This is a genomic window from Allobosea sp. P5_A5 (genome assembly GCF_056400625.1).
Map to the genome: position 1 here is coordinate 209,622 of NZ_JBFUKY010000008.1, position 23,693 is coordinate 233,314.

At 63.8% G+C, this 23,693-nt stretch carries 24 protein-coding genes; 11 read left to right on the top strand and 13 right to left on the bottom strand.

Features of this window, described 5'->3' with window-relative positions:
* Positions 1 to 88 precede the first annotated feature (88 nt).
* Complete coding sequence (locus AC1DR6_RS16955) at positions 89 to 724, top strand: pyridoxamine 5'-phosphate oxidase family protein (RefSeq protein WP_476830418.1); 636 nt, start codon at positions 89 to 91, stop codon at positions 722 to 724.
* A 201-nt stretch (positions 725 to 925) separates the two neighbouring features.
* Here the strand turns inward: AC1DR6_RS16955 and AC1DR6_RS16960 are convergent, their stop codons facing one another.
* The 5 genes from AC1DR6_RS16960 to AC1DR6_RS16980 form a co-directional block, all read right to left on the bottom strand.
* On the bottom strand, positions 926 to 1,924 hold the full coding sequence (locus AC1DR6_RS16960; protein ID WP_476830419.1) for an adenosine kinase: 999 nt from the start codon (positions 1,922 to 1,924) through the stop codon (positions 926 to 928).
* Between the two features lie 85 nt (positions 1,925 to 2,009).
* Entirely contained in the window at positions 2,010 to 2,384 is a 375-nt protein-coding gene (locus AC1DR6_RS16965; protein WP_476830420.1) for a helix-turn-helix domain-containing protein, read from the bottom strand.
* Positions 2,381 to 2,917, bottom strand: coding sequence for a Smr/MutS family protein (locus AC1DR6_RS16970; RefSeq protein ID WP_476830421.1), 537 nt, complete (start codon positions 2,915 to 2,917; stop codon positions 2,381 to 2,383). Before AC1DR6_RS16970 ends, AC1DR6_RS16965 begins: the two co-directional genes overlap by 4 nt.
* A gap of 23 nt (positions 2,918 to 2,940) precedes the next feature.
* Positions 2,941 to 4,044, bottom strand: coding sequence for a murein transglycosylase A (mltA, locus tag AC1DR6_RS16975; protein WP_476830422.1), 1,104 nt, complete (start codon positions 4,042 to 4,044; stop codon positions 2,941 to 2,943).
* Between the two features lie 62 nt (positions 4,045 to 4,106).
* The gene (locus tag AC1DR6_RS16980) at positions 4,107 to 4,832 is read right to left on the bottom strand and encodes a Tim44/TimA family putative adaptor protein (protein WP_476830423.1); all 726 of its coding nucleotides are present in this window, start codon (positions 4,830 to 4,832) and stop codon (positions 4,107 to 4,109) included.
* A gap of 257 nt (positions 4,833 to 5,089) precedes the next feature.
* Between AC1DR6_RS16980 and secB the strand changes: the two genes are divergently transcribed.
* Together secB and AC1DR6_RS16990 are read left to right on the top strand one after the other, a co-directional pair.
* Positions 5,090 to 5,569 (top strand): protein-export chaperone SecB, encoded by a 480-nt coding sequence (secB, locus tag AC1DR6_RS16985; protein WP_476830424.1) that lies wholly within the window; start codon positions 5,090 to 5,092, stop codon positions 5,567 to 5,569.
* A 165-nt stretch (positions 5,570 to 5,734) separates the two neighbouring features.
* Entirely contained in the window at positions 5,735 to 6,466 is a 732-nt protein-coding gene (locus tag AC1DR6_RS16990) for a TerC family protein (RefSeq protein ID WP_476830425.1), read from the top strand.
* Between the two features lie 68 nt (positions 6,467 to 6,534).
* Here AC1DR6_RS16990 and dnaQ read toward each other — a convergent pair whose 3' ends face one another.
* The 5 genes from dnaQ to AC1DR6_RS17015 are packed head-to-tail and all read right to left on the bottom strand — an operon-like array spanning position 6,535 to position 10,212.
* Positions 6,535 to 7,257 (bottom strand): DNA polymerase III subunit epsilon, encoded by a 723-nt coding sequence (gene dnaQ / locus AC1DR6_RS16995; protein ID WP_476830426.1) that lies wholly within the window; start codon positions 7,255 to 7,257, stop codon positions 6,535 to 6,537.
* A gap of 17 nt (positions 7,258 to 7,274) precedes the next feature.
* Positions 7,275 to 7,904, bottom strand: coding sequence for a dephospho-CoA kinase (gene coaE, locus AC1DR6_RS17000; RefSeq protein ID WP_476830427.1), 630 nt, complete (start codon positions 7,902 to 7,904; stop codon positions 7,275 to 7,277).
* 17 nt (positions 7,905 to 7,921) lie between these two features.
* The gene (locus tag AC1DR6_RS17005; protein WP_476830428.1) at positions 7,922 to 8,749 is read right to left on the bottom strand and encodes a shikimate dehydrogenase; all 828 of its coding nucleotides are present in this window, start codon (positions 8,747 to 8,749) and stop codon (positions 7,922 to 7,924) included.
* A gap of 12 nt (positions 8,750 to 8,761) precedes the next feature.
* Positions 8,762 to 9,385 carry a Maf family protein gene (locus AC1DR6_RS17010; protein ID WP_476830429.1) on the bottom strand — a complete coding sequence of 208 codons (624 nt, stop codon included), beginning with the start codon at positions 9,383 to 9,385 and terminating at the stop codon, positions 8,762 to 8,764.
* On the bottom strand, positions 9,382 to 10,212 hold the full coding sequence (locus AC1DR6_RS17015; protein WP_476830430.1) for a pyruvate, water dikinase regulatory protein: 831 nt from the start codon (positions 10,210 to 10,212) through the stop codon (positions 9,382 to 9,384). Before AC1DR6_RS17015 ends, AC1DR6_RS17010 begins: the two co-directional genes overlap by 4 nt.
* A gap of 420 nt (positions 10,213 to 10,632) precedes the next feature.
* On the opposite strand from AC1DR6_RS17015, the gene hemE reads away from it, so the two are divergent.
* The 8 genes from hemE (at position 10,633) to AC1DR6_RS17055 (ending at position 19,459) form a co-directional block, all read left to right on the top strand.
* The gene (hemE, locus tag AC1DR6_RS17020; protein ID WP_476830431.1) at positions 10,633 to 11,685 is read left to right on the top strand and encodes a uroporphyrinogen decarboxylase; all 1,053 of its coding nucleotides are present in this window, start codon (positions 10,633 to 10,635) and stop codon (positions 11,683 to 11,685) included.
* Between the two features lie 9 nt (positions 11,686 to 11,694).
* Entirely contained in the window at positions 11,695 to 12,117 is a 423-nt protein-coding gene (hemJ, locus tag AC1DR6_RS17025) for a protoporphyrinogen oxidase HemJ (RefSeq protein WP_476830432.1), read from the top strand.
* Between the two features lie 209 nt (positions 12,118 to 12,326).
* A complete protein-coding gene (gene rho, locus AC1DR6_RS17030; RefSeq protein WP_476830433.1) occupies positions 12,327 to 13,592 on the top strand; it encodes a transcription termination factor Rho in 1,266 nt (421 codons plus the stop codon).
* Between the two features lie 213 nt (positions 13,593 to 13,805).
* Positions 13,806 to 15,149, top strand: coding sequence for a tRNA uridine-5-carboxymethylaminomethyl(34) synthesis GTPase MnmE (gene mnmE / locus AC1DR6_RS17035; protein WP_476830434.1), 1,344 nt, complete (start codon positions 13,806 to 13,808; stop codon positions 15,147 to 15,149).
* Between the two features lie 57 nt (positions 15,150 to 15,206).
* Positions 15,207 to 17,084, top strand: coding sequence for a tRNA uridine-5-carboxymethylaminomethyl(34) synthesis enzyme MnmG (mnmG, locus tag AC1DR6_RS17040; protein WP_476830435.1), 1,878 nt, complete (start codon positions 15,207 to 15,209; stop codon positions 17,082 to 17,084).
* Positions 17,081 to 17,728, top strand: a complete 648-nt coding sequence (rsmG, locus tag AC1DR6_RS17045) for a 16S rRNA (guanine(527)-N(7))-methyltransferase RsmG (protein WP_476830436.1) — start codon at positions 17,081 to 17,083, stop codon at positions 17,726 to 17,728. The genes mnmG and rsmG overlap by 4 nt, the downstream gene beginning before the upstream one ends.
* The gene (locus AC1DR6_RS17050; RefSeq protein ID WP_476830437.1) at positions 17,725 to 18,555 is read left to right on the top strand and encodes a ParA family protein; all 831 of its coding nucleotides are present in this window, start codon (positions 17,725 to 17,727) and stop codon (positions 18,553 to 18,555) included. Before rsmG ends, AC1DR6_RS17050 begins: the two co-directional genes overlap by 4 nt.
* Positions 18,556 to 18,574: 19 nt before the next feature.
* Positions 18,575 to 19,459: a ParB/RepB/Spo0J family partition protein gene (locus AC1DR6_RS17055; protein ID WP_476830438.1), complete on the top strand. Its 885-nt coding sequence runs from the start codon at positions 18,575 to 18,577 to the stop codon at positions 19,457 to 19,459.
* Here AC1DR6_RS17055 and holA read toward each other — a convergent pair whose 3' ends face one another.
* From holA to leuS, 3 genes are read right to left on the bottom strand one after another with little or no spacing between them, the layout of a single operon-like run.
* A complete protein-coding gene (gene holA / locus AC1DR6_RS17060; protein ID WP_476830439.1) occupies positions 19,460 to 20,488 on the bottom strand; it encodes a DNA polymerase III subunit delta in 1,029 nt (342 codons plus the stop codon).
* Between the two features lie 4 nt (positions 20,489 to 20,492).
* Positions 20,493 to 21,044, bottom strand: coding sequence for a hypothetical protein (locus AC1DR6_RS17065; RefSeq protein ID WP_476830440.1), 552 nt, complete (start codon positions 21,042 to 21,044; stop codon positions 20,493 to 20,495).
* Complete coding sequence (gene leuS, locus AC1DR6_RS17070; protein ID WP_476830441.1) at positions 21,031 to 23,655, bottom strand: leucine--tRNA ligase; 2,625 nt, start codon at positions 23,653 to 23,655, stop codon at positions 21,031 to 21,033. Before leuS ends, AC1DR6_RS17065 begins: the two co-directional genes overlap by 14 nt.
* Between the last annotated feature and the right edge of the window lie 38 nt (positions 23,656 to 23,693).

Sequence of the window (23,693 nt, forward strand, 5' to 3'; positions counted from 1 at the left end):
TCCCGGATCACCACTTCGCGCGACCCAGAATGGAGCTGACAGCTCTGCCGTTAATGGTCTAGACTTATGCCGTTCCATGGAGATCGGCATGTCGGACCACCGCATCACCTCGCTCGACGACCTCGCTCGTGCCTATCCGAACCCGATGGCGCCGGCTTCGGTCTTCAAGGAGATTGACCATGTCGACGAAAACTATGAGGCGCTGATCGCCGCATCCCCTTTTTTCGTGCTCGCGACGGTCGGTCCGGAGGGGCTGGATTGCTCGCCGCGCGGGGATCTGCCGGGCTTCGTCACGGTAAGGGACGCGAAAACGCTGCTGATTCCCGACCGAAAAGGTAATAACCGACTGGATTCGCTCAAGAATATCCTGTTCGACGATCGAATCGGAATGCTCTTTCTGATACCGGGCATGGGCGAGACACTGCGCGTGAACGGACGCGCCGAGCTGTCCTGCGATCCTGAGTTGTGTCAGCGCTTCGCGGTCGACGGCAAGCCGCCGGCGAGCGTCATGGTCGTCCATGTCGAGGCGGTCTACTTCCAGTGCTCGCGGGCGGTGGTGCGCGCCGAGCTTTGGAATCCCGGGCGGCAGATCGACCGGCGCAGCCTGCCCTCGGCCGGCACGATCCTGCGCGACATCACCGCGCGGAATGCGACGGTCGAGACGTTTGATGGGAACGCTTATGACGAGGCCTTGCCGGCGCGGGTCAAGGCGACGCTGTATTGAAAGGGCGGGGGGAACCCCTCTCCTGTAAGGAGAGGGGCAGGGGTGAGGTGTAGGCCCTTGGACCAGCCTAATCTGGTCTCACAGCGTCACTGGTCAGTGGTGCCTCAAGCGTCCAGCGGCCGACCCCTCACCCTGCCCTCTCCCTACGGGAGAGGGTTCCCCGCGTTTTACTCGGCAATCACCGGAGCGACGGCGACGGCTTCACAGCAGCCCTTCGTTCCCGGCCAGCGTCTTCAGGCTGACATCCGGACGGGCACCGAGATGGGAGATGATCTCGGCTGCGGCGAGCGCACCGAGACGCAGCGAATCGCGGGTCTCGCGGTTCGAGGTCAGGCCGTAGAGAAAGCCTGCCGCGAAGAGATCACCCGCACCGGTGGCGTCGACGACGCGCTCGACCGGGAAGATCGGCTCCTCGACGATACCATCCGGCGTCACGGCCAGCGCGCCCTTCTCCGAGCGGGTGATCACGGCTGCGATGTTCTCTGCCCGCAAAGCCGCCAGAGCCGTGTCGAAATCGGCGGTCTGGTACAGGCTCTTCAGCTCGTGCTCGTTGGCGAAGACGAGATCGACCATGCGGTTGCGGACGAGGCCGATGAATTCGTCGCGATAGCGATCGACGCAAAACGAGTCCGACAGAGTGATCGCGACCTTGCCGCCGGCCTTGTGGGCAATCTCGGACGCCTTGCGGAATGCCTCCTTCGCTGCCGGCGGATCCCACAGGTAGCCCTCGAGATAGATGATATCGGCGGCCTCGACGGCCTTCTGATCGACATCGGCGACCGAGAGGCCCTGGCACGCCCCGAGATAGGTGTTCATCGTGCGCTCGCCATCGGGCGTGACGATAATGAAGGAGCGGGCCGTCGCCGCGCCCTCCGTCGCCGCTGCCGTGTCGAAGGCGACGCCGAGCGATGTGAGATCATGGCGATAAAGCCCGCCGAGTTCATCGTTCCTGACCTTGCCGATGAAGGCGCCCCGGCCGCCGAAAGACGCCAGCCCGGCGATGGTGTTGGCGGCCGAGCCACCCGAAATGATCCGGGCCGGGCCCATCGCCGCATAAAGGTGCTCGGCGCGAGGCTCATCGATCAGCATCATCGCGCCCTTGGTCAGCGCCTGCGCAGCGAGGAAATTCTCCTCCGCAGACGCGAGTACGTCGACGATGGCGTTGCCGATGGCGAGGACGTCCGTGCGGGTCTGGGTCATGACAGGTCCGGGATGGGCGGCGCGACGGCCGACAGATGGCTTTCGGCCCTGTCGCATCCGCGCAAAGGCTGGTCAAGCCAAGCGCTCAGCCAGAGGCTCGGCGAGTTTCGGCTTCATCCAAAATGGCGCCGAGGCGCCGCAGTTCATCCGATGCCAGGTTGCCGATCTCGCGCGCYAGCCGGTTCGCCAGAAGCGTAGCCTCCGGGTCGAGGCCGGCCGTGTCCACGGTCACCCGCGGATGAGAGAGATCGGCCAGGCGAACGAGCTCATCAGCCTCGTCCCAGATCACCCCGAGCAGGTGGATGGTGCCCTGGATTAGGGTGAAGGTCGGGCGGCCGCGCTTGCCATGCTCCAGGGCCGAGAGATAGGCCGGCGTCACGCCCAGCCCGTCGGCCATCTGGGCGAGCGTGATGCCACGGCGCTGGCGCAGCTCCCGCACGCGCCGGCCGAAGGGCGTCATGCGCCGAGGCCCTTGTGACGGCGCAGGCGGATGTAAAGTGCGCCGGAGCCGCCATGGCGCTGTTCGGCCTCCTCGAAGCCCAGCACCAGAGGGCGAAGCTCGGCCAGACGAAGCCAATGCGGCACCATGCGGCGCAGCACCCCGCGCTCCTCGCCGAACAGGCCAGGGCCTGCGCCACCCTTGCCGGTCACCACGAGCACGAGGCGCGTGCCCCGGCTCTGCTGCCGGCGCAGGAAGGCATGGAGCGCCAGATGCGCCTCGTCCTGGCGCATGCCGTGGAGGTCGATTGACGCCTCGATATCCTGCTGCCCACGCCTGAGCTGCGTGCGCAGGCGCCGCTCGATCGGAGCCAGCGGCGGTGGGGTCGGCGCCACGGCCTTCGCGGGAGGTGCGGCGACGATAAAGGTTGCGGTTTCGATGATCGCCGTCACCGGCGCGACAAGCGGGGCTTCGGGTTCGATGGGCGTTCGGCCCGGCAACGGCTTGACCGAGCGCGCGACCTGTCGCCAGAGTGCGATATCGGCTTCGCTCAACGTCTTGCCCCGCCGGCTTCGCATCAGCGCGGCCAGAGCACGACGAAGGATGTCGGGTGCCGGATCAGCCCGGCACGGTGGCCCGCGGCCGCGCCCGAGCCGACGAAGAGATCAAGCCTTGCCGGTCCGAGGATCGCGGAGCCGGTGTCCTGCGCAATCATGAGACCGGCGAATGGGGGGTTGTTTCCCTGTCCGTCCGGGATCGTCGTATCGAGCCAGACCGGAAGGCCATAGGGCCAGATCGTGCGGTCGATGGCGATGCTGCGAAGCGGCGTCAGCGGCAAACCGGCCCCGCCGATCGGCCCCGCTTCAAGTGGCAGATCGTCCCGGCGGGCGAAGAAGACAAAAGAGCGATTGAGCCGGATCAGATCCCGCGCGAATACGGCATTGTCCTTCAGCCGGGCCACCAGCCGGTCCATCGTCATCTGTTCGGGCGGGATGGTCTCGCGCTGGCTGAGCACGCGGCCCAGCGAGGTATAAGGCAAGCCGTTGCGGCCGGAATAAACCAGCCGCGTGACCGTGCCATCGGGCAGCCGGACGCGGCCGGACCCCTGGACCTGCAGCACAAAACGGTCGACCGGATCGCGCAGCCAGAGGATTTCGAGGCCTTGCCCCTCAAGGGCGCCATCCTCGATCGCGGCGTGGTCGGGGAAGGGTTCCAGGCCGGTTCCGGTCCGACGCGCGGCGGACAGCGCGGGATCCAGGCCAGGCCAGACATCGTCCAGCTGACGCGTCACCAGGTCGTTCGGCCGCCCGAATAGCGGTGTCGGGAAAGCGTCTGATCGCGTCAGCGAGCCCTCGAATTCAGGCTCGAAATAGCCGGTCATGAAGCCGGTCTCGGCATTCCGCGGGCGAATGCGCCAGAAGCGGAATCGATCCTCGAAGAAACGGCGGCTTACCGCGCTCTCGGGCGGGCCGGCCGCCACAAGCGCCATGGCCTGTGTGCAGGCCGCTTCGAGCAGCGGGGGCGGCGTTACGCCCTGTCGCAAGGGCGGCTCGGCCATGCAGCCCTTGGCAAAGATCGCCAGCGACAGGGATTGATCATCCAGCGTCCAGCCCGGCAAGGCGCCGGGCGAGATTTCTTCGGCACGCGCGCCTGGGGGCAGGGGAAAGGGCGCAGACGCCATGGCCGTCACCGAGGCGAAACAGAAAGACAGAAGCGCCGGCCACCGACCGACGCTCGCATGGTTCACACGCCGGCTTCGGTCGCGACCAGCAGCCAGTTCGGGTCGCGGCTGCCAAGCTGGCGGGAGAAGGTCCAGATGTCGTTGACCTGCGAGACCTGTTCGGCGCTGCCGTCGACGACCGCGCCTTGAGCATCGCGGGTGACGCTGATCAGCTGCGAGACGAATGCGACCGTGACCTGGGCCGTCTTGCCCTTGACCTCGGCACCGGAGAGAGCTGCCTTGTCGATCGAGACAAAATTCGACTCGGCCTTCTCGCCTCGCTTCTCGCGATCGGTGATCGCCTGCTCGAAACCGTCATAGACGTCCTTGGCGAGCAGGCCCTTCAGCGTCTTGCGATCACCGCGCGCAAAGGCCGTGACGATCGTCTCATAGGCCGACTGGGCGCCGACGACGAATTCACGCGGATCGAAAGCGGGCTCCTGCTTGACGATCGCGTCGATCCCGTCGGCCATCGGCGTGCCGGGCGGGGCGATGTCCTTCCAAAGCTCGGCGGAAGGCGGCGGTGCGACCGGATCATTGGCAGCGCCGGGCAGGCGGATGACGTTGTCGCGCTGCTCGCCCTGGCCCTGCTGGTCAGGTCGCACCGGCGGCGTCTCGCGACGGGCGAACGGGTCCTTCGGCGGCTGTTCGTTCCCGGTCTTCTGACCGAGGACGGAACGCAGCTTCCAGGCGACGAAAACGGCCAGAGCCAGGAAGACCAACGTCGTCATGTCGAAGGAATTTTGCATCGAAGGCTGGCCCGCGGCTCCCCGTTATCGGCATCGCTCAGAAGGGCACCCGGTTAAGGCAGGCAACCATCTCGGCGTCATATGGTGTGACTGGCTCGTAACATCCACCCCCGCGCTTGTGAAGGCGACTTCTTGTGCCACCCATCCGTCCATGATAGCCGACGCGCGCGGCGCGCCGGAACGGCGGAGCGCGATCCCGTGCGGCCCGAGGCGGCGCGGGATTTCCCGAGACAGCCTGCCAGGAACAGATCGCACCGATGGCCAACGAACTTCCCAACGGCGATGGCACCGATGCCGCCACTGCGGCTCCCAGCCTCAACGCCCTGATCCAGTACACCAAGGATTTCTCGTTCGAGAACCCGAAGGCGCCGAACGCGCTCTCCCAGCAGGAGGCTCAGCAGGGCCCGCAGATGTCGCTGCAGGTCAATGTCGGCACCACGCCGCTGGGCGACACCGACTACGAGACGGTGCTGAAGCTCGAGGGCAAGGCCGAACTGAATGGCGAGACGCTGTTCGCCTTCGATCTGAGCTATGGCGGCGTCTTCCGCCTGCAGAACATTCCGCAGGAGCACATTCACCCCGTGCTGGTGATCGATTGCGCGCGCCTGCTGTTTCCGTTCGCCCGCCAGATCATTGCCGAGGCGGTGCAGGGCGGTGGTTTCCCGCCCTTCTATGTGCCCTCGATCGATTTCGCGGCGCTCTATCAGCAGAGCATGCAGCCGGTCGGAAACGCCTGAGCCTTTCCGGATGGCAGCGATCGAAGGGGCCCTGCAGGGCCCCTTCTTCGTTTATTGCGTCGAATTGTTGATCTTGCGCAGGGACATCCCGCTCTCCATCTGGACCGCATTACGGCGGACGCCCCGACAGGGACGCCCGCCTTTTCCGTATCCGATGGAGACCTGATGGACGCCCTTATGACGCTTGCCTCCGACCCCACTGTCTGGGCCGCGCTCGGAGCCTTGATCGCCATGGAGGTCGTGCTCGGCATCGACAACCTGATCTTCATCTCCATCCTGACCAACAAGCTGCCGGAGCATCAGCGCTCGAAGGGCCGCAAGATCGGCATCGGCCTGGCGCTGATCCTGCGCCTTGGCCTCCTCAGCACGGTCGCGATCATCGTCAAGCTGACGGCGCCGGTCTTCACTGTCCTCGGCCAGCCCTTCTCCTGGCGCGATCTCATCCTGATCGCGGGCGGCCTCTTCCTGGTCTGGAAAGCGACGAAGGAAATCCATCACAAGGTCGATCCCGCTGCCGGCCCCGACGTGTTCGACGGTGGCCGTGCCGCCGGCGTCACCTTCGGCGGCGTGATCGTGCAGATCCTGATCCTCGATCTGGTGTTCTCGATCGATTCGATCATCACGGCCGTCGGCATGACCGAGCATGTGCCGGTGATGGTGATCGCGGTCATCGTCGCGGTGCTGACGATGCTGCTCGCGGCCGACCCGCTGGCGCATTTCATCGAAAAGAACCCGACGATCGTGATGCTGGCGCTCGGCTTCCTGCTGATGATCGGCGCCATGCTGATCGCGGAAGGCTTCGGCGTGCATGTGCCGAAGGGCTATGTCTACGCGGCGATGGCGTTCTCGGCGTTGGTCGAAGGCCTGAACATGTTGTCGCGCCGCAAGGCCGTCTGAGGGCACATCCCTCTGTCATTCCGGGGCGCGCCATAGGCGCGAACCCGGAATGACAGCGTGTTCGAGGGCTACTGCGCCGCTTCGTCGGTGATGCCGAGATAACCCTTCCAGAGCGGCGCCTTGAGCGCACCGAGGATGAAGGCCTCATGAGCGCGGATCGCGGCCTCGTCGAGCCTAGGGGCCAACGGGCGCACCCGCTGCGGCTTTTCCAGAATCGCAACGGTCGACCCAGGTCGGCCGGCCGACATATCGCTACCCAGGCCGAGCGAAGCCTGCTTGCCGCCAAGCAGTTCGATATAAACCTCGGCGAGGATCTCGGAGTCGAGCAGGGCGCCGTGCCGGTGCCGGGTGCGGCGGCTGTTATCGATGCCATAGCGCGAGCAGAGCGCATCCAGGCTGTTGGACGCGCCCGGATGCTTGCGGCGGGCCATCGACAGCGTATCGACCACACGGGCCTGCGCGATCGGCGGCAGGCCGAGCTTGGCGAATTCCATGTTGATGAAGCCGACATCGAAGGCGGCGTTGTGGATCACCAGCCGGGCATCGGCGATGAAATCGATGAAATCGGCTGCCACCGCCGCAAAGAGCGGCTTGTCGGACAAGAACTGCTCCGAGAGCCCGTGGACGTTGAAGGCTTCCACCGGCATCGAGCGCTGGGGGTTGATGTAGACGTGGAAGGTCCGGCCCGTCGGACAATGGTTGAGCAATTCGACGCAGCCGATCTCGACGATGCGGTCGCCATTGTTCGGCTCCACCCCGGTGGTTTCGGTATCGAGAACGATCTCGCGCATCGGATGTCAGACCTGCTTCAAAGTGCCGTAGACGCCTCTTGTCCTACCAGGACATGGCCGGGCCGGCCGGCGAGCGCGGTCAGGATAGACCCGACCTGCCGCTCCGCGGCCATGAGCCCCCGGCTGGTGTCCACAAGGAAATGGGCAAGGCGGCGCTTCTCGGCATCCGGCATCTGCCGGGCGAGAATAGCCTCGAGCCTTTCGACCGTCATGCCGGGCCGCGCGAGAACGCGTTCCCGCTGGACGTCGGCGGGTGCCGTCACGACCAGCACGGCATCGCAGCGCGCCTGCCCGCCAGTCTCCAGCAAAAGCGGCACATCGATGACGGCCATCGCAACGCCGGCTGCGCGGCAGCGGGCCACGAACTGCTCCTCCGCCTCGCGCACCAACGGGTGGATAATTGCTTCCAGCCGGCGCAGCGCCTCGGGTTTGCCGAGCACAGCGACGGAGAGGCTTGCGCGGTCGACCACGCCATCGATCACCGTACCGGGGAAGGCTGCTTCGATCGGCGCCGCCGCCCAGCCGCGATGCAGCCGGTGGACGGTCGCGTCGGCGTCATGCAGCGGCACGCCGCGATCGACGAAGAACCCGGAGGTCGTCGATTTTCCCATACCGATCGAGCCCGTGAGGCCCAGGACGAAGGTCATTTCCCGTATCCGGCGAATCAGACTCTCAGGATATCCGCTTCTATCGGCGCGCGAAGCGCCGGTGTGACCGCCGGCGTGACGCCGAACCAATGGGCGAAGCCGGGAACGGCCTGGTGCAGCAACATGCCAAGCCCGTCGACGGCGATGCCGCCGCGTTGCTCGGCCTCGATCAGCAAGGCCGTCTTGAGCGGCACATAAACGATATCGTCGACGATCGTGCCCGGTTTCATGAGGGAGAGGTCGAGATCGAGCTGTGGCTGTCCGTTCATGCCCAGCGCCGTGGTGTTGACGATCAGATCGGCCTCGGCCACGGCCCCCGGCGCATCCCGCCATTCGCGCACGATGATGGACTTGCCCAGCGCGGCAGCCAGCTCATCGGCGCGCTCTCGCCCGCGATTGACGACGATGATCCGTTCGACGCCACGCTGGATCAGTCCGTAGCAGATCCCCTTCGCAGCACCGCCGGCCCCGAGCACGAGGGCGGTCGCCGTCCGGTCCTGCCAACCCGGCACACTGGCATCGAGATGACCGATGAAACCCATCACGTCGGTGTTATCAGCTATCAAACGCCCGCCCTCCTGCCAGATCGTATTGACGGCACCGATCGCTCGCCCGGCCGGGCCGATCTCATCGACGAAGGGTATCACCGCTTCCTTGTGCGGAAGCGTGACGTTGCCGCCGGTATAGGCCCCCTCCCTCAATCCCTGCATGAAAGCCGGAATATCGGAGGGCGCCACGTCGATCGCATCATAGGTGCCGCTCAGCCCGTATTGCCGCAGCCAGGCACGGTGGATCATCGGCGAGCGGGAGTGGGCGATTGGGTGTCCGATGACGAAGCAGCGCATTGGGAAAATCCGTTAGTGGATGAGGCAGCCCTGCTGCCGCAGGCTGGACAGCACCAAAAGAAGCGGCAGGCCGAGGATGGTGAAATGGTTGCCGTCGACCCGGTCGAAGAGCTGGGCGCCCAAGCCCTCGATTTGGTAACCGCCGACGCTGGTCAGGACGCTGGGGCCCGCTAACATAAGATAGCGCGCGAGAAAGCCGTCACCAAAGGCGTGCATCGTCAATGTCGCCACGTCCGCCCCTTCGCCGAGCACCCTGCCGGCGCGCGCCAAGGCGAAGGCCGAGTGCAGCGTGTGACTGCGGCCGGCCAGCTCGGTCAATTGCGCAAGAGCCTGAGCCTGGTCCTCGGGCTTGTGGAAGCTCCTGCCTTCGCAGACCAGGGTCTGGTCGGCTGCAAGAACGAGGCGCGTGGGATGCAGCCGGGACGCGGCCTCGGCCTTCGCGGTTGCCAGAGTTCTTGCGACCCGATCTCCGGAGGCACCCTCGCCCTGGAGACGAAGTTCGATCGCGCGCTCATCCACATCCGGTCTCACCACCTCGACCGGGATTCCGGCTGCCACCAGCATATCGCGGCGGATCGTGCTGCCAGAGGCCAGGACCAGCGGCTGGTCCGACAGCCAGAGCGACCTGTCGCTCATGTGGCGATGAACTTCATGCGGTGATCGCGAAGCAGGTCCACGATCGAGGCGGCCGTCTCCTCGATCGACCGACGCGTCACGTCGATCACGGGCCAGCCCCGGCGGGCGCACAGCCTGCGCGACTGGGCGACTTCGTCGGCGACCGAAGCCGGATCGACATAGGAGGTCTCGTCATCGGCGCGCAGCGAAAGCAGGCGGTTCTGGCGGATTTGCACGATGCGGTCAGGGCTCGCCACCAAGCCGACGATCAAGGGCTTCTTGGCCAAGTCGAGTTCGGTCGGTAGCGGCACGCTTGGCACCAGCGGGATATTGGCGGTCTTGATGCCGCGATTGGCAAGGTAGATCGAGGTCGGCGTCTTGGAGGTTCGGCTGATGCCGACGAGGATGACATCGGCGCTTTCAAGGTCGCCGCCGAGCTGCCCGTCATCATGCAGCAAGGTGTAGTTCATCGCGTCGATGCGACGGAAATACTCGGTGTTGAGGACGTGCTGCGCCCCGGGTTTCGTCGTGGATGCCTGCCCGAGATAGGACTGGAACAGCGAGAGAACCGGCTGCAGCACCGACAAGCAAGGGCAGCCCAGCTCTCGGCAGAAGTTCTCGAGCTTTTCCTGCCACTCCGGCTCCACCAGCGTGTAGAGGACGACGCCGGGCGAGGTCTCGATCTCGGCTAGAACCCGGGCAAGCTGTGCCTCCGAGCGCACCAGCGGATAGACGTGCTCGATCGCCGAGACTGTCTCGTATTGGGCGGCAGCGGCACGGCTGACGGCGATCAGCGTCTCACCGGTCGCGTCGGAGACCAGATGCAGGTGAAAATAGTTGCGGGCCACGGCGTCCTCACGGGTGACGGTCCTGCGATCTCTAGCCCGATGCAGCGTGAAAATGAAATGGCGACCGGCGGCCTTCGAAATCGAGTTATCCCGACCCCCCGGGAGAGGTGTGGACAAAACCGGGTTTTCACGGCCGCGGAGCCCGCGCCTGTATAACTGCGCCGATCGATCAACAGGCCCGTCGCTGTGCATGGTAAAGAAAGTGTTTCACGTGAATCATTCCGCGACCAAAACGGCGCGGGCCGGATTCCAATTCGTTAATAAAGTCTTAACCCCCCTGCCAGCCGGTAAACCGAGCGCGACCCGTCGTCTCATGGGCTGTGGAACGGTTGTGGATAGGATTGCGTCCGGGTATCGGACCTATCCAAGAGTCAAAGAAAGAGAATCTTTAAATAGAATCTCTTTGAGAAAGGATTGGGGATGGATCGCCCTTTGGGCTCGGCGACGAGCCAATCATCCCGTTTTCTTCGCACGCTGAATGGTGAGGCTCAGTCGGTTCCTCCGGTCTGGCTGATGCGCCAGGCGGGCCGATACCTTCCGGAATATCGCGAGGTCAGGGCGCGAGCCGGTAGTTTTCTCTCGCTGTGCTATAATCCGGAGCTGGCTGCCGAAGTGACCCTGCAGCCGATCCGGCGCTTTGGCTTCGATGCCGCGATCCTGTTCTCGGACATTCTCGTCGTGCCGCAGGCGCTGGGGCAGAAGCTCTGGTTCGTCGAGGGCGAGGGGCCACGGCTTGAGCCGGTGGCTACCCGCCAAAGGCTCGCCGAGATCGACGATGCGGCAGATAATGCCAAGCTTGCGCCGATCCTGGAGACGGTTGCGCGGGTACGCGGCGCCCTGCCCTCCAATACGGGCTTCATCGGCTTCTGCGGGGCGCCCTGGACGGTTGCGACCTATATGGTCGCCGGGCGCGGGACCCCCGATCAGGGGCCGGCCAAGACATTGTTCGGCGCCGACCCCGATCTGTTTCAGGCCATCATCGACCGCATCGTCGAGGCCTCGATCCGTTATCTCAACGCCCAGGCCTCCGCGGGCGTCGATGTCGTGCAGATTTTCGACAGCTGGGCCGGGTCGCTCGAGCCCGAGGATTTTCAGCGCTGGAGTATTTTACCGACCCGGCGGATTGTCGAGGGCGTGCGCGCTTCACATCCGCAACTGAAGATCATCGGATTTCCGCGAGGGGCCGGCCGGCTTATCCCCGATTACGTGCGGCAGACCGGCGTCGATGCGGTCGGTTTGGAAACCGATATCGATCGCTCATTTGCCGTCGCCGATATCCAGACTCTGGTGCCGGTCCAGGGCCATCTCGACCCGCAAATCCTGCGCGCTGGCGGGCCGGAGCTGGAGCGCGAGACGCAAGCCATCCTTGCGGCCTTCGCCGCCAAGCCTTTCGTCTTTAATCTCGGCCATGGCATTCTGCCGGATACGCCGATTGCGCATGTCGAGCGCTTGCTCAAGACGATAAGAGGCTGAGGCTCAATCATGTACGAATGGATCAAGGCGTTTCACGTTCTCGCCGTCATCTCCTGGATGGCCGGGATGCTCTATCTGCCACGGCTGATGGTTTATCATGCGGAGGCTCAGCGGGGGTCGATCCAGTCGGAGACGTTCAAGCTGATGGAGCGCCGGCTGCTCAAGGGCATCATGAACCCCGCCATGATCGTGACCTGGGTGCTGGGGCTGTACCTCGCCTGGTCCGCCTTCGCCTTCAAGGGCGGGTGGCTCCATGCCAAGATTCTGCTCGTCATCCTCCTGTCCGGCGTTCACGGGTATCTCGCCGGTCGCGTGCGTGCCTTCGCCGAGGATCGCAACGACAAGTCCGCACGAACCTACAGGATCATGAACGAGGTGCCGGCCGTGCTGATGCTCGGCATCGTGATCCTCGTCATCGTGAAACCGTTCTGAAGCCTGCCGCGTTTTCGCTTGAGCGGGGTTGCGATCTGGGCTATCAGGACTGCGCGCTTCTCCAGCGTCCTTCCTGTCATCGATCAGTGAGAGCAGGCTGCATCGCAGTCGCTCGGGTGCGAAAAATCTCGCACGGGGCCTTCGGGCGGTCGATCCTTCCAGTACAATCCCATCCCTGCCATCGCAGGGCATGACGATCCGGGTGCCCCATGCGGGAAATTAAGCTCCAAGAGCTCAAGAGCAAATCGCCGACCGAATTGCTGTCGGTTGCCGAAGAAGTCGAGGTCGAGAACGCCAGCACCATGCGCAAGCAGGAGCTGATGTTCGCGATCCTGAAACAACTCGCCGCGCGCGAAACCGAGATTATCGGAGAGGGCGTCGTCGAGGTTCTGCAGGATGGCTTCGGCTTCCTGCGTTCCTCCGATTCCAATTATCTCCCCGGGCCGGACGACATCTATGTCTCGCCCACCCAAATCCGGAAGTTCAGCCTGCGCACCGGCGATACCGTCGAGGGGCCGATCCGCGGTCCGAAGGACGGCGAGCGCTATTTCGCGCTGCTGAAGGTCAATACGATCAACTTCGAGGATCCGGAGAAGATCAAGCACAAGATCCACTTCGACAATCTGACACCGCTTTATCCGGACCAGCGTTTGAAGCTCGAGGTGCAGGATCCGACGAAGAAGGATTTCTCGCCGCGGGTCATCGACATCGTCTCGCCCATCGGTAAGGGCCAGCGCGCGCTGATCGTCGCGCCGCCCCGGACCGGCAAGACCGTGCTGTTGCAGAACATCGCGCAGTCGATCAGCACCAATCATCCCGAGTGCTATCTGATCGTGCTCCTCATCGACGAGCGGCCGGAAGAAGTCACCGACATGCAGCGCTCCGTGAAGGGCGAAGTGGTGTCGTCGACCTTCGACGAGCCGGCGTCGCGTCACGTTCAGGTCGCGGAAATGGTGATCGAGAAGGCCAAGCGGCTGGTCGAGCACGGCCGCGACGTCGTGATTCTGCTGGATTCGATCACGCGCCTCGGCCGCGCCTACAACACGGTCGTTCCCTCCTCCGGCAAGGTGCTGACCGGCGGTGTCGACGCCAACGCGCTGCAACGCCCGAAGCGCTTCTTCGGTGCCGCCCGCAACATCGAAGAGGGTGGCTCGCTGACGATCGTCGCGACCGCACTGATCGATACCGGCTCGCGCATGGACGAGGTCATTTTCGAGGAGTTCAAGGGCACGGGTAACTCCGAGATCGTGCTGGACCGCAAAGTTGCGGACAAACGTATCTTCCCGGCGATCGATATCCTCAAATCGGGTACTCGCAAGGAAGAGCTCATCACGCCGAAGTCGGATCTGCAGAAGACCTATGTGCTGCGCCGCATCCTGAACCCGATGGGCCCGCAAGACGCGGTCGAGTTCCTGATCGATAAGCTGCGCCAGACCAAACAGAACTCCGAATTCTTCGACTCGATGAACACCTGAGCATCGGACAGTTCGACCTTAAAAGCCGCCGCTTCTGCTCGATGCAGAAGCGGCGGCTTTTTGCTGAGATGACGGCGCTCGTACAATCGTCCGATTCGGCTCCGGAACGGACTGCCCTGCCCCACTCCGATTTTAGTGCAGGTATGGCCGGTTGACTGAGTCATACTTGGTATGACCACCGCAGTTGATCGTTGGAACCGAGGGCGGTCTGACTTGTCGTCGCCGCCCGTTTCCGCCAAAACCGCTCTCATGACGCCTCGCCAACCGACGATCGTTGCCCTCTCATCTGGGCCAGGCCGTGCGGGCGTCGCCGTCCTGCGGCTTTCAGGACCTGCGACACGATTCGCCGTCGAAACGATTGCTGGCCGTGTCCCCCAGCCACGTCTTGCTATTCTCACGACGTTTCGTGCGGCCGATGGCGAGCCGATCGACCGGGGGTTGCTTCTGTTCTTCCCAGGGCCTGCCAGCTTTACCGGAGAGGATGTCGCCGAATTCCATATTCACGGCTCACAGGCGGTGCTGGCTGCCATGCTGGCCCGTCTGACGGGCCTGCCCGATGTGCGACTGGCCGAGCCCGGCGAATTTACAAGGCAGGCTTTTGAGGCCGGAAAGCTCGACCTCGCAGCCGTCGAGGGCTTGTCCGATCTGATCGATTCGGAGACGGAATGGCAGCGCAAGCAGGCGCTTCGGCAAATGGAAGGAGCGCTTGGGCTCCTTGTCGCTCAATGGCGCGCGCAGCTGCTGGAAGCGGCTTCCCTCCTCGCCGCTGAGCTGGATTTTTCCGATGAGGGAGATGTCGGTGGCCCTCTCGTCGACCAGGCTCTGTCTTTGGCTGCAAGCGTTCTGGCTTCCCTGCGTCAGGCGCTCGGGAGTTTCGCTACAGGAGAACGCGTTCGGGAAGGCTTCGTCGTCGCACTGACCGGCCCGCCCAATGCCGGCAAATCGAGTTTGCTCAATGTGCTCGCGCAAAGGGATGTCGCCATTGTTTCACCGATTGCTGGAACGACCCGCGATGCCATCGAGGTTCGGCTCGATCTGAACGGCCTGCCCGTCACCCTTGTCGACACAGCTGGCCTTAGGGACAGCACCGACCCGATCGAGGCCGAAGGTGTCAGACGGGCCCGCGCGATCGCAGAGCGCGCCGATCTCGTGCTGGCGCTTCGCGCGATCGATTCGCCCCCGTATCGTTCGTCGACATCCACCAACGTTATCGCAATCGCGACCAAGGCCGATCTCAGTGGAGATGCGTCTTCGGACGAACTTCGTATCTCTGTCACGACGGGAGAGGGTTTATCGACGCTGCTCGCTGCGATCCAGGCGCGGCTTCAGGCAGACCGGCCTGCCGAGCCGGCGCTGTTGACCAGAGAACGCCACCGGCAAGCGGTCGAGGCCGCGATCGCGGCATTGGAGCGTTCTGTTCAAGCCGGCCACGGGCAAAGCGAACTGATAGCGGAAGACATTCGGCAAGCGACCCTCGCGCTTGAGCGCTTGGTTGGGCGTGTCGGTGTGGAGGACGTGCTCGACCAGCTATTCGCGGGCTTCTGTATCGGCAAGTGAGCAGATCCGCTCGTCATCGCGATTGACGCTATGGGCAGGCTTCGCTAGCCACAGCAGATGTCGATCGAACAGTCCTACGACGTCATCGTCGTCGGTGGCGGGCACGCCGGCACCGAAGCCGCCGCTGCAGCTGCCCGTTTCGGGGCGCGCACCGCTCTCGTAACCCATAAGCCGGAAACGATCGGCGCGATGTCGTGCAACCCAGCCATCGGCGGTCTGGGCAAGGGGCATCTCGTGCGCGAGATCGACGCTCTCGACGGCATCATGGCGCGCGCTGCCGACCGGGGCGGGATCCAGTTTCGCATGCTCAACCGGCGCAAAGGCCCTGCCGTGCGGGGGCCCCGGGCGCAAGCGGACCGCAAGCTTTATCGCCAGGCGGTGCAAGACCTGCTGGCCGAGCAGACAAACCTTCAGATCGTCGTGGGTGATGCGTTCGATCTCGAAATCGCTGGCGGGCGCGTCATTGGCGTCATCCTTGCGGATGGACGCCGATTCGGCGCCGGAACGGTTGTCCTGACGACCGGCACCTTTCTCAGAGGGCTAATTCATATCGGCGAAACGCGCATACCCGCCGGGCGTATCGATGAGGCGCCTTCGATCGGCCTTGCTGCGACGCTGGAGCGACACGGCTTTCCGCTCGGGCGCTTGAAAACCGGGACGCCGCCGCGGCTGGACGGGCGCACGATCGACTGGGCCGGCCTTGAGATGCAGGCGGGCGATGAACCTCCGGAGCCGTTCTCGTCGCTCACAACCGCGATCACCAACCCGCAGATCCAATGTGGGATTACGCGAACCACCCAGAAGGGTCATGACCTGATCCGGGCCAATCTTCACCGGGCGCCGATGTTCTCAGGGCAGATCGAAGGTCGCGGCCCACGCTATTGCCCCTCGATCGAGGATAAGGTCGGCCGCTTCGGCGATCGCGACGGGCATCAGATCTTCCTCGAACCGGAAGGTCTCGACGACCATACGGTCTATCCCAACGGCATCTCGACCTCGTTGCCCGAAGATGTTCAGCTGGGCTTGCTGAAGACCATTCCAGGGCTCGAACGCACTGCGATGCTTCAGCCGGGTTATGCGATCGAGTACGATTTCGTCGATCCGCGCGCGCTTGCCAATACCCTGGAAACGCGTGCGATTTCCGGGCTCTATCTGGCCGGCCAGATCAACGGCACAACCGGTTATGAAGAAGCGGCGGCCCAGGGCCTGCTGGCCGGGCTGAACGCCGCTCGTGCGGCGAGCGGGGCGGAGCAGGTCGTTTTCGACCGCTCTCAATCTTACCTTGGAGTGCTCGTCGATGATCTCGTGACGCATGGCGTTACGGAGCCGTATCGAATGTTTACGTCGCGCGCCGAGTTCCGGCTTTCGCTGCGGGTCGACAATGCCGATGAACGTTTGACGCGCCTAGGCCGCGATCTTGGAGTTGTGGGCTCAGCGCGCGCGCTGGCATTCGACGAGCGGCAGGCGGAAATCGAAAGACTTCGGTCGACGCTTCAGGCGTTGAAGCTGACCCCTCAAGAAGCGGAAGGGTTTGGGCTTCAGCTCAATCGAGATGGTGTGAGACGCTCTGGCTACCAGATTCTTTCGCATCCCGACGTGTCTTTCGAGCGCCTCGCCGTGATTTGGCCGGAGCTGGGTTGCTTTTCCGCATCTGTCGTCGGACGGGTGACAGCCGACGCGATCTATTCGGTCTATCTCGATCGCCAGGCGGCAGAAATCCAGTCCTACCAGCGGGATCAATCGCTGAAAGTGCCGAGCGCGCTTGATCTCGACGGTATCTCAGGCCTTTCAAACGAGTTGAAAATGAAGCTCGCGGCAATCCGCCCCGCTGATCTGGCGCAGGCCGGCAGGATCGAGGGAATGACGCCGGCCGCGCTGACGCTTCTCGCTGCCCATGCCCGGAAGGCGCGCGTTTTATCCACAGAGGCCTCGTGACTGTTGATAACGCCGACCGGGATCGCGCTTTACGCTTGACGCCTGTTTCACGTGAAACAGAGGCGCGACTGTCGCTCCTTGTGAATGAACTGGAGCGATGGCAAGCGGCCAAGAACCTAGTCTCCTCGACGACCCTCACTGAGGTCTGGACCCGGCACATCGCCGATTCACTCCAGATCTTCGCCCTCGCCCCGGACCGGCTTCGCTGGCTCGATCTTGGATCTGGAGGGGGGTTTCCGGGCCTTGTCATCGGGATTTGTCTGGCGGAGCGCGGCGTCGGTCAGATCGACCTCATCGAAAGCAACAGCCGCAAATGCGCGTTCCTGCGCCATGCGGTCCGGATTACGGGCGCGCGCGTCCGGGTGCATCAGGCCCGCATCGAGGATGCGGTCGGCGGCTTTGTCGGAAAGGTCGATGTCGTGACAGCGCGGGCGCTCGCGGCTTTGCCCCAATTGCTGGATTGGTGCGACGACCTGCTCAGAAACGGCGCACTCGGCCTCTTTCCCAAGGGACAACATCTAGATGCGGAATTGACCGACTCAGCCAGATATTGGAAGATTCAGGCGACAACGGTTTCCTCCGTGACAGATGACGCCGCGCGAATCCTGATGGTTCGCTCCGCCGAGAGACGAGCCGATTCATGACCCAGGCAATTTCTCCGACGAAGCCGCGCCGACCGCGGGTTATCGCGCTCGCCAACCAAAAAGGCGGCGTGGGCAAGACGACGACTGCGATCAATCTTGGGACGGCGCTGGCGGCGATCGGCGAGAAGGTGTTGATTGTCGATCTGGATCCGCAGGGCAACGCTTCGACGGGGCTGGGCATAGACCGCCGCAGCCGCAAATCGTCCACCTATGATGTGCTGTGCGGCGATGTCGGGCTTGGACAGGCGATGCAGCCGACGGCCGTGCCGGGCCTGTCCCTCGCCCCTTCGACACTCGACCTTCTCGGTGTCGAGCTGGAGATCGCTTCGGCGAAGGATCGGGCCCATCGGCTCAAGCACGCCATCGACGAACTGGTCTTCGATCAACGCTGTCAGGATCTCACCTATGTCCTGATCGACTGCCCGCCCTCGCTTAGCCTGATCACGATCAATGCCATGACGGCAGCCGACGCAGTGCTTGTGCCGTTGCAGTGCGAGTTCTTCGCGCTCGAGGGCTTGAGCCAGCTCCTCAAGACTGTCGAGCAGGTGAAAGCCGGTCTGAACCCGCGTCTCGTGATCCAGGGCGTCGTGCTGACGATGTTCGACCCGCGCAACAACCTGTCTGGCCAGGTCATGGCCGATGTGCGGAGTTTCCTTGGCGACAAGGTCTATGAAACCGTCATTCCACGCAATGTCCGGGTATCGGAGGCGCCGTCTTACGGGAAGCCGGCCTTGCTGTACGATTTGCGCTGTTCCGGCTCCCAGGCCTATCTGCGGCTCGCATCGGAAGTGATCAAGCGCGAACGCTCATTGCGCGCAGCGGCTTAAAGGATTCGAGGATATGGCAATGGCCGAAGAACAGGGGCGTTCCCGCCTCGGTCGCGGTTTGGCAGCCCTGATCGGGGATGTCGGCGAAGAAATCGGCGCCATCGAACGCGCGCGGGGACAACGCCGTGTGCCGGTCGAATTCTTGCGCCCCAGCGCCCGCAATCCCCGCCGCAGCTTCGTGGAAGCCGATCTCGAGGAGCTGACGGCTTCGGTCAAGGAGCGCGGTATCCTGCAGCCGATCATCGTGCGCTCGATCACGGGGATGCTGGACGCTTACGAAATCATCGCTGGTGAGCGGCGCTGGCGGGCTGCACAGCGCGCCGAGTTGCACGATGTGCCCGTCATCCTGGTCGAGGCGGACGATCGCGAGGCGCTGGAAATCGCCATCGTCGAGAACGTTCAACGTTCCGATTTGAATGCGATCGAGGAGGCGGCAGGCTACGAGCGACTCGTGGCCGAATTCGGCTATACGCAAAACGATCTGGCGCGCGTCATCGGCAAGAGCCGCAGCCACGTCGCCAATACGCTCCGTCTGTCCAAGCTCCCCGAACCCGTGCGCAGAATGGTCAGCGAGGGGGCGGTCTCGGCCGGCCATGCCCGCGCCCTTCTTTCAGTTTCGGATCCGGAACTGATGGCCCGTAAGATCGTCGATGAGGGCCTCAGTGTCCGCGACATCGAGCGGATCGTTCAGGTCGAATCGCGTGGAGAGACAAAGTCGGCCCTGGCTCCGTCCAAGCCTAGGGCGGAAAAGGATGCCGATACTCGGGCGCTCGAAAAGGCGCTGGAGGAAGCCCTCGGCCTGTCCGTGACGATCGGCCATCGCTCCAACGGGAGCGGCGAGGTCCGTATCGGCTATAAAACTCTCGATCAACTCGACGCCCTTTGTCGCCGACTGAAAAGCTGATCAATCGGCGCGGCCGCTGCGCGCCAGCCGTGCCAGCGTCCACAAGGCTCGGGTCGCACTGGCGCGACCCGTCTCGCTGTTCTGGCGCGTCGTCAGAACCGCATGGCCGAGCAGGTTGACCGCTTCTGTCAATTTGGCACTTGTCCAGGCCGTCAACGCGGCTTCCGTCGTGGCGATGCGGGGATAGGGCAGGCGCATCGTGCCGACGACATCCTTAATGCCGCGTCCCGCTTCCATGCTCTGGCGCGCCTTCAGCAAGACCAGCGCCTGACGCAGTACCGCACCGAGCATGACGCCTGGATCGAGCCCTTCGCTGCTGAGCTTGGCTTGCGCGAGATCAAGGACGGGCAGTTTCCCGGAGAAGACAGCATCAACCAGCATCGCCTGCTCGCGTTGAGCGGTGTCGCCGACGACCGCATCGACATGCTCTTCGGTTATGGCCGAGTCGTTGCCGACATAGAGCAGTAGCTTTTCCAGCTCACGGCGCGAGGTCTGCCGATCGCCGCCCAGGAGGCCGGCCAGATGCTCGCGAGCATTGCGGTCGATCGCCTTTCCGGCCGCCCGAACCATCTCGTCGATGATCGAACCGAGATCACGCGCGGCATCGCCGTAGCATGGTACGACCAGCGCCGATTTGGCACGTTCGCAGGCGGTGCGGAGAGGATTGGTCCGCTGCAGGTCGCCGGCTTCGATCACCACAAGCGCGTCCTGCGAGGGGGTCGACAACAACGGCTCGACCGCGGCCAGAAGCGGCTTCCCCGTCTGCGAGACCCGGATCGCCCGCCGTCCGCCGAACAGGCCGATGGTATTGGCCTCATCGACCAGCCGAAGCGGATCTGCGGCGACCGCATCTCCATCCATGCGGATCAGCTGGAAGGCATCATTGGGATCGTCGATGCTCATGCGGGCCAGCGTGGAGGCTCGTTCGGAAACCAGGCCGGCGTCGGGTCCATAGAACAGGATCAGGCGCCAGGCTGGGTCGAGGCGCATGAGCGCCCGTTCCGCCTCATGCGCTTTGATCGCGACCATGATCTCAGCGCGTCAGGTCGGCTGAAATCTGGCCTCGGATCAGGCTCGCCAGATTCTTGGCGCCACGGATCTGTGCATCGCGCGCGGCGCGAACGACGGCAAATCGTTGCGATGAACGCTCATAGGGTTCGCGTACCGAATTCGTGCCGGACGAAACGACCTCGCCACTGCCGATACGGGTCACTTTCCAGGTGGCGGTGAGGTTGAGCACGGCCGAATCGGCGCGGCCATTGGCGTAATCGACAGAAACGACCTCGACGGAGTCGGCCAAGGTCGTTTCGAAGCGCATCGTCCTGACGGCGTCAGGCTCGTTGCCACCGTCGAATTCGAAGACCAGCTCGTTGCGAAGGTAATGGCCGACAAGCCCCTTGATCTCGGGAAACTCGATGGCACGCAGAGCCGAACGAACGCTGCCACCGACGGTGCTGGCCGTGCTTTCCGCATAGAGCGGTCGGAAACACCCGCCGGCCAGCGCGGCAATGCCCAACGCGGTGACCCATGCGAGGCGGCGCCGGTTCAGGGAAGCGGCCGGGGCGGGGATCTCAGACGACGACATTCACGATTCTCCCGGGAACCACGATGATCTTGCGGATCGGACGGCCTTCGAGAGCGCGTTCGACCGCCTCATGGCCGCGAACCGCAGCCTCAACCGCCACCGTATCGGCATCGGCCGGGACAGTCACCTCCGCGCGCTTCTTGCCGTTGATCTGCACCGGCAGGACGATGGTGTCGTCCTTCAGCAGTGTCGCCTCGGTCTCGGGCCAATGTGACTCGCCGATAAGCCCGGGTTCACCCAGCGCCTGCCAGCATTCCTCGGCTAGGTGAGGCATCATCGGCGCCACCAGTTGAACCACGATCCGGGCGGCTTCGCGCAGTGCGTAAGCCGTATCCGGGTCGAGATCCGGCGTCTCGGCAGCAGCGTCCAGCGTCTTACCAATCGCGTTCGTCAACGTGTAGACATGAGCGATGCAGCGGTTGAAGGCGAGGCGCTCAATGTCGGCCCCGACGGCGTCGAGAGCGCGGTGGCTCGCCTTGCGGAGGATCAGGGCCGCGTCGCCGAACCGCTCGGGTAGCGCGGCGTCGGCACGGGACCGTTCGGAGATTTCACCGACCAGCCGCCAGAGGCGCTGGACGAAACGGGCCGCGCCCTGCACGCCCTCATCGGTCCAGATCACATCGCGATCCGGGGGCGAGTCCGACAGCATGAACCAGCGAGCGGTATCGGCGCCATAGGACGCGATGATATCGTCGGGGTCGACGACATTCTTCTTCGACTTCGACATCTTCTCGATCGGGCCGATCTCGATCGGGGCGCCGGTTTCGACATCAAAACCCTTGCGGTCGGCGCCGGCGACTTCGATGCGGACATTGCCGGGTTCGACCCAGTCGCCGTTGGCGTTGCGATAGGTCTCGTGCACGACCATGCCCTGCGTGAACATGCCGGCAAACGGCTCGTCGAGACCGGCATGCCCGGTTTTCTTCATCGCGCGGGTGAAGAAACGCGAATAAAGCAGATGCAGGATCGCGTGCTCGACACCGCCGATATATTGGTCCACCGGCAGGAAGCGGTCGACGGCTTTACGGTCGGTCGGGCTTTCGGTGCGCCATGGATCGGTGAAACGCGCGAAATACCACGACGAATCGACGAAGGTGTCCATCGTGTCCGTTTCGCGGCGCGCATCCCCACCGCATTGTGGGCAGGCGACATGCTTCCAGCTCGGATGATGGTCGAGCGGATTACCGGGCTTGTCGAAGGAGACGTCGTCAGGCAGCTGCACCGGAAGTTCGGCATCGGGCACTGGTACCGTTCCGCAGGCGGAACAATGAATAACCGGGATTGGGCAACCCCAATAGCGCTGCCGTGAAATGCCCCAGTCGCGCAGGCGAAAATTGACCTTGCGTTGGCCGACCGGCCGATTGCCGCGCGTTTCGCCTTCGAGGCGACGGGCAACCTCCTCTTTCGCTTCCGAAATGGTCAGTCCATCGAGGAAACGCGAATTGATCATGCGGCCATCGCCGTCATAGGCGGTGTCGGTGATGACGAAGGTTGCCGGATCGGTGCCTTCCGGCGCGACGACAGGCGTATTGCCAAGGCCATATTTGTTGACGAAGTCGAGGTCGCGCTGGTCGTGAGCGGGGCAACCGAAAATAGCGCCGGTGCCGTATTCCATCAGCACGAAATTCGCGACGTAGACCGGCAGCGTCCAGCTCGGGTCGAGCGGATGCACGGCCCGCAGCCCGGTGTCGAAGCCGAGCTTCTCAGCCTTGTCGATCGCCTCCTGCGCCGTGCCTGTGCGCTTGCAATCCTCGATGAAGCTCTGCAGCGCGGCGTTGTTTGCGGCCACGGCCTTGGCAATCGGGTGATCGGGTGCGACCGCTACGAATTTTGCGCCGAACAGGGTATCGGGTCGCGTCGTATAGACCTCGACCTCATGCTGCTCAGCGGCGTTCGATTCGATGGCGAAACGAACCAGCAGTCCTTCGGATCGACCGATCCAATTCTTCTGCATCAGCCGGACCTTGTCGGGCCAGCGGGTCAAGCCTTCGAGCGCGTCATGCAGTTCCTGGCCGAAATCGGTGATCTTGAAAAACCACTGCGTCAGCTCGCGGATTTCGACCGGGGCGCCCGAGCGCCAGCCGCGCCCGTCGATGACCTGCTCGTTGGCCAGAACGGTCTCGTCGACAGGATCCCAGTTGACCTTGGCGGTCTTGCGGTCGACCAGGCCCGCCTTGAGGAAGTCCAGGAACATCTTCTGCTGGTGGCGGTAATAGCTCGGGTCGCAGGTGGCGAGCTCGCGGCTCCAGTCGAGCGACAAGCCCATCGACTTGAGCTGTTTGCGCATCATCGCGATGTTCTCGTAAGTCCATTCGCGAGGATGAACCTTCTTCTGCTTTGCGGCATTTTCCGCCGGCAGGCCGAAGGCGTCCCAGCCCATCGGATGCAGAACCGCGAAGCCCTTGGCGCGCTTGTAGCGAGCGACGACATCGCCCATCGCATAATTACGGACATGGCCCATATGGATGCGTCCCGAAGGATAGGGGAACATCTCGAGGACGTAGTAGCTCGGCCGCGGATCGTCGTTGCGCGTCTCGAAGAGCTTGCGCTCCTCCCAGACGGCGCGCCATTTCGGCTCGGACTCTTTGGGATTGTAGCGTTCGACGGCCATCGCTTCAGGGCATTCTTGAGTGTCTGCCGGCCTCGGAT

Coding starts and splice junctions, on each gene's coding strand:
- AC1DR6_RS16955 (WP_476830418.1), top strand. CDS start 89: ATGTCGGACCACCGCATCACCTCGCTCGACGACCTCGCTCGTGCCTAT.
- AC1DR6_RS16960 (WP_476830419.1), bottom strand. CDS start 1,924: ATGACCCAGACCCGCACGGACGTCCTCGCCATCGGCAACGCCATCGTC.
- mltA (WP_476830422.1), bottom strand. CDS start 4,044: ATGGCGTCTGCGCCCTTTCCCCTGCCCCCAGGCGCGCGTGCCGAAGAA.
- AC1DR6_RS16980 (WP_476830423.1), bottom strand. CDS start 4,832: ATGCAAAATTCCTTCGACATGACGACGTTGGTCTTCCTGGCTCTGGCC.
- secB (WP_476830424.1), top strand. CDS start 5,090: ATGGCCAACGAACTTCCCAACGGCGATGGCACCGATGCCGCCACTGCG.
- AC1DR6_RS16990 (WP_476830425.1), top strand. CDS start 5,735: ATGGACGCCCTTATGACGCTTGCCTCCGACCCCACTGTCTGGGCCGCG.
- dnaQ (WP_476830426.1), bottom strand. CDS start 7,257: ATGCGCGAGATCGTTCTCGATACCGAAACCACCGGGGTGGAGCCGAAC.
- coaE (WP_476830427.1), bottom strand. CDS start 7,904: ATGACCTTCGTCCTGGGCCTCACGGGCTCGATCGGTATGGGAAAATCG.
- AC1DR6_RS17005 (WP_476830428.1), bottom strand. CDS start 8,749: ATGCGCTGCTTCGTCATCGGACACCCAATCGCCCACTCCCGCTCGCCG.
- AC1DR6_RS17010 (WP_476830429.1), bottom strand. CDS start 9,385: ATGAGCGACAGGTCGCTCTGGCTGTCGGACCAGCCGCTGGTCCTGGCC.
- hemE (WP_476830431.1), top strand. CDS start 10,633: ATGGATCGCCCTTTGGGCTCGGCGACGAGCCAATCATCCCGTTTTCTT.
- hemJ (WP_476830432.1), top strand. CDS start 11,695: ATGTACGAATGGATCAAGGCGTTTCACGTTCTCGCCGTCATCTCCTGG.
- rho (WP_476830433.1), top strand. CDS start 12,327: ATGCGGGAAATTAAGCTCCAAGAGCTCAAGAGCAAATCGCCGACCGAA.
- mnmG (WP_476830435.1), top strand. CDS start 15,207: ATGTCGATCGAACAGTCCTACGACGTCATCGTCGTCGGTGGCGGGCAC.
- AC1DR6_RS17050 (WP_476830437.1), top strand. CDS start 17,725: ATGACCCAGGCAATTTCTCCGACGAAGCCGCGCCGACCGCGGGTTATC.
- AC1DR6_RS17055 (WP_476830438.1), top strand. CDS start 18,575: ATGGCCGAAGAACAGGGGCGTTCCCGCCTCGGTCGCGGTTTGGCAGCC.
- holA (WP_476830439.1), bottom strand. CDS start 20,488: ATGGTCGCGATCAAAGCGCATGAGGCGGAACGGGCGCTCATGCGCCTC.
- AC1DR6_RS17065 (WP_476830440.1), bottom strand. CDS start 21,044: ATGTCGTCGTCTGAGATCCCCGCCCCGGCCGCTTCCCTGAACCGGCGC.
- leuS (WP_476830441.1), bottom strand. CDS start 23,655: ATGGCCGTCGAACGCTACAATCCCAAAGAGTCCGAGCCGAAATGGCGC.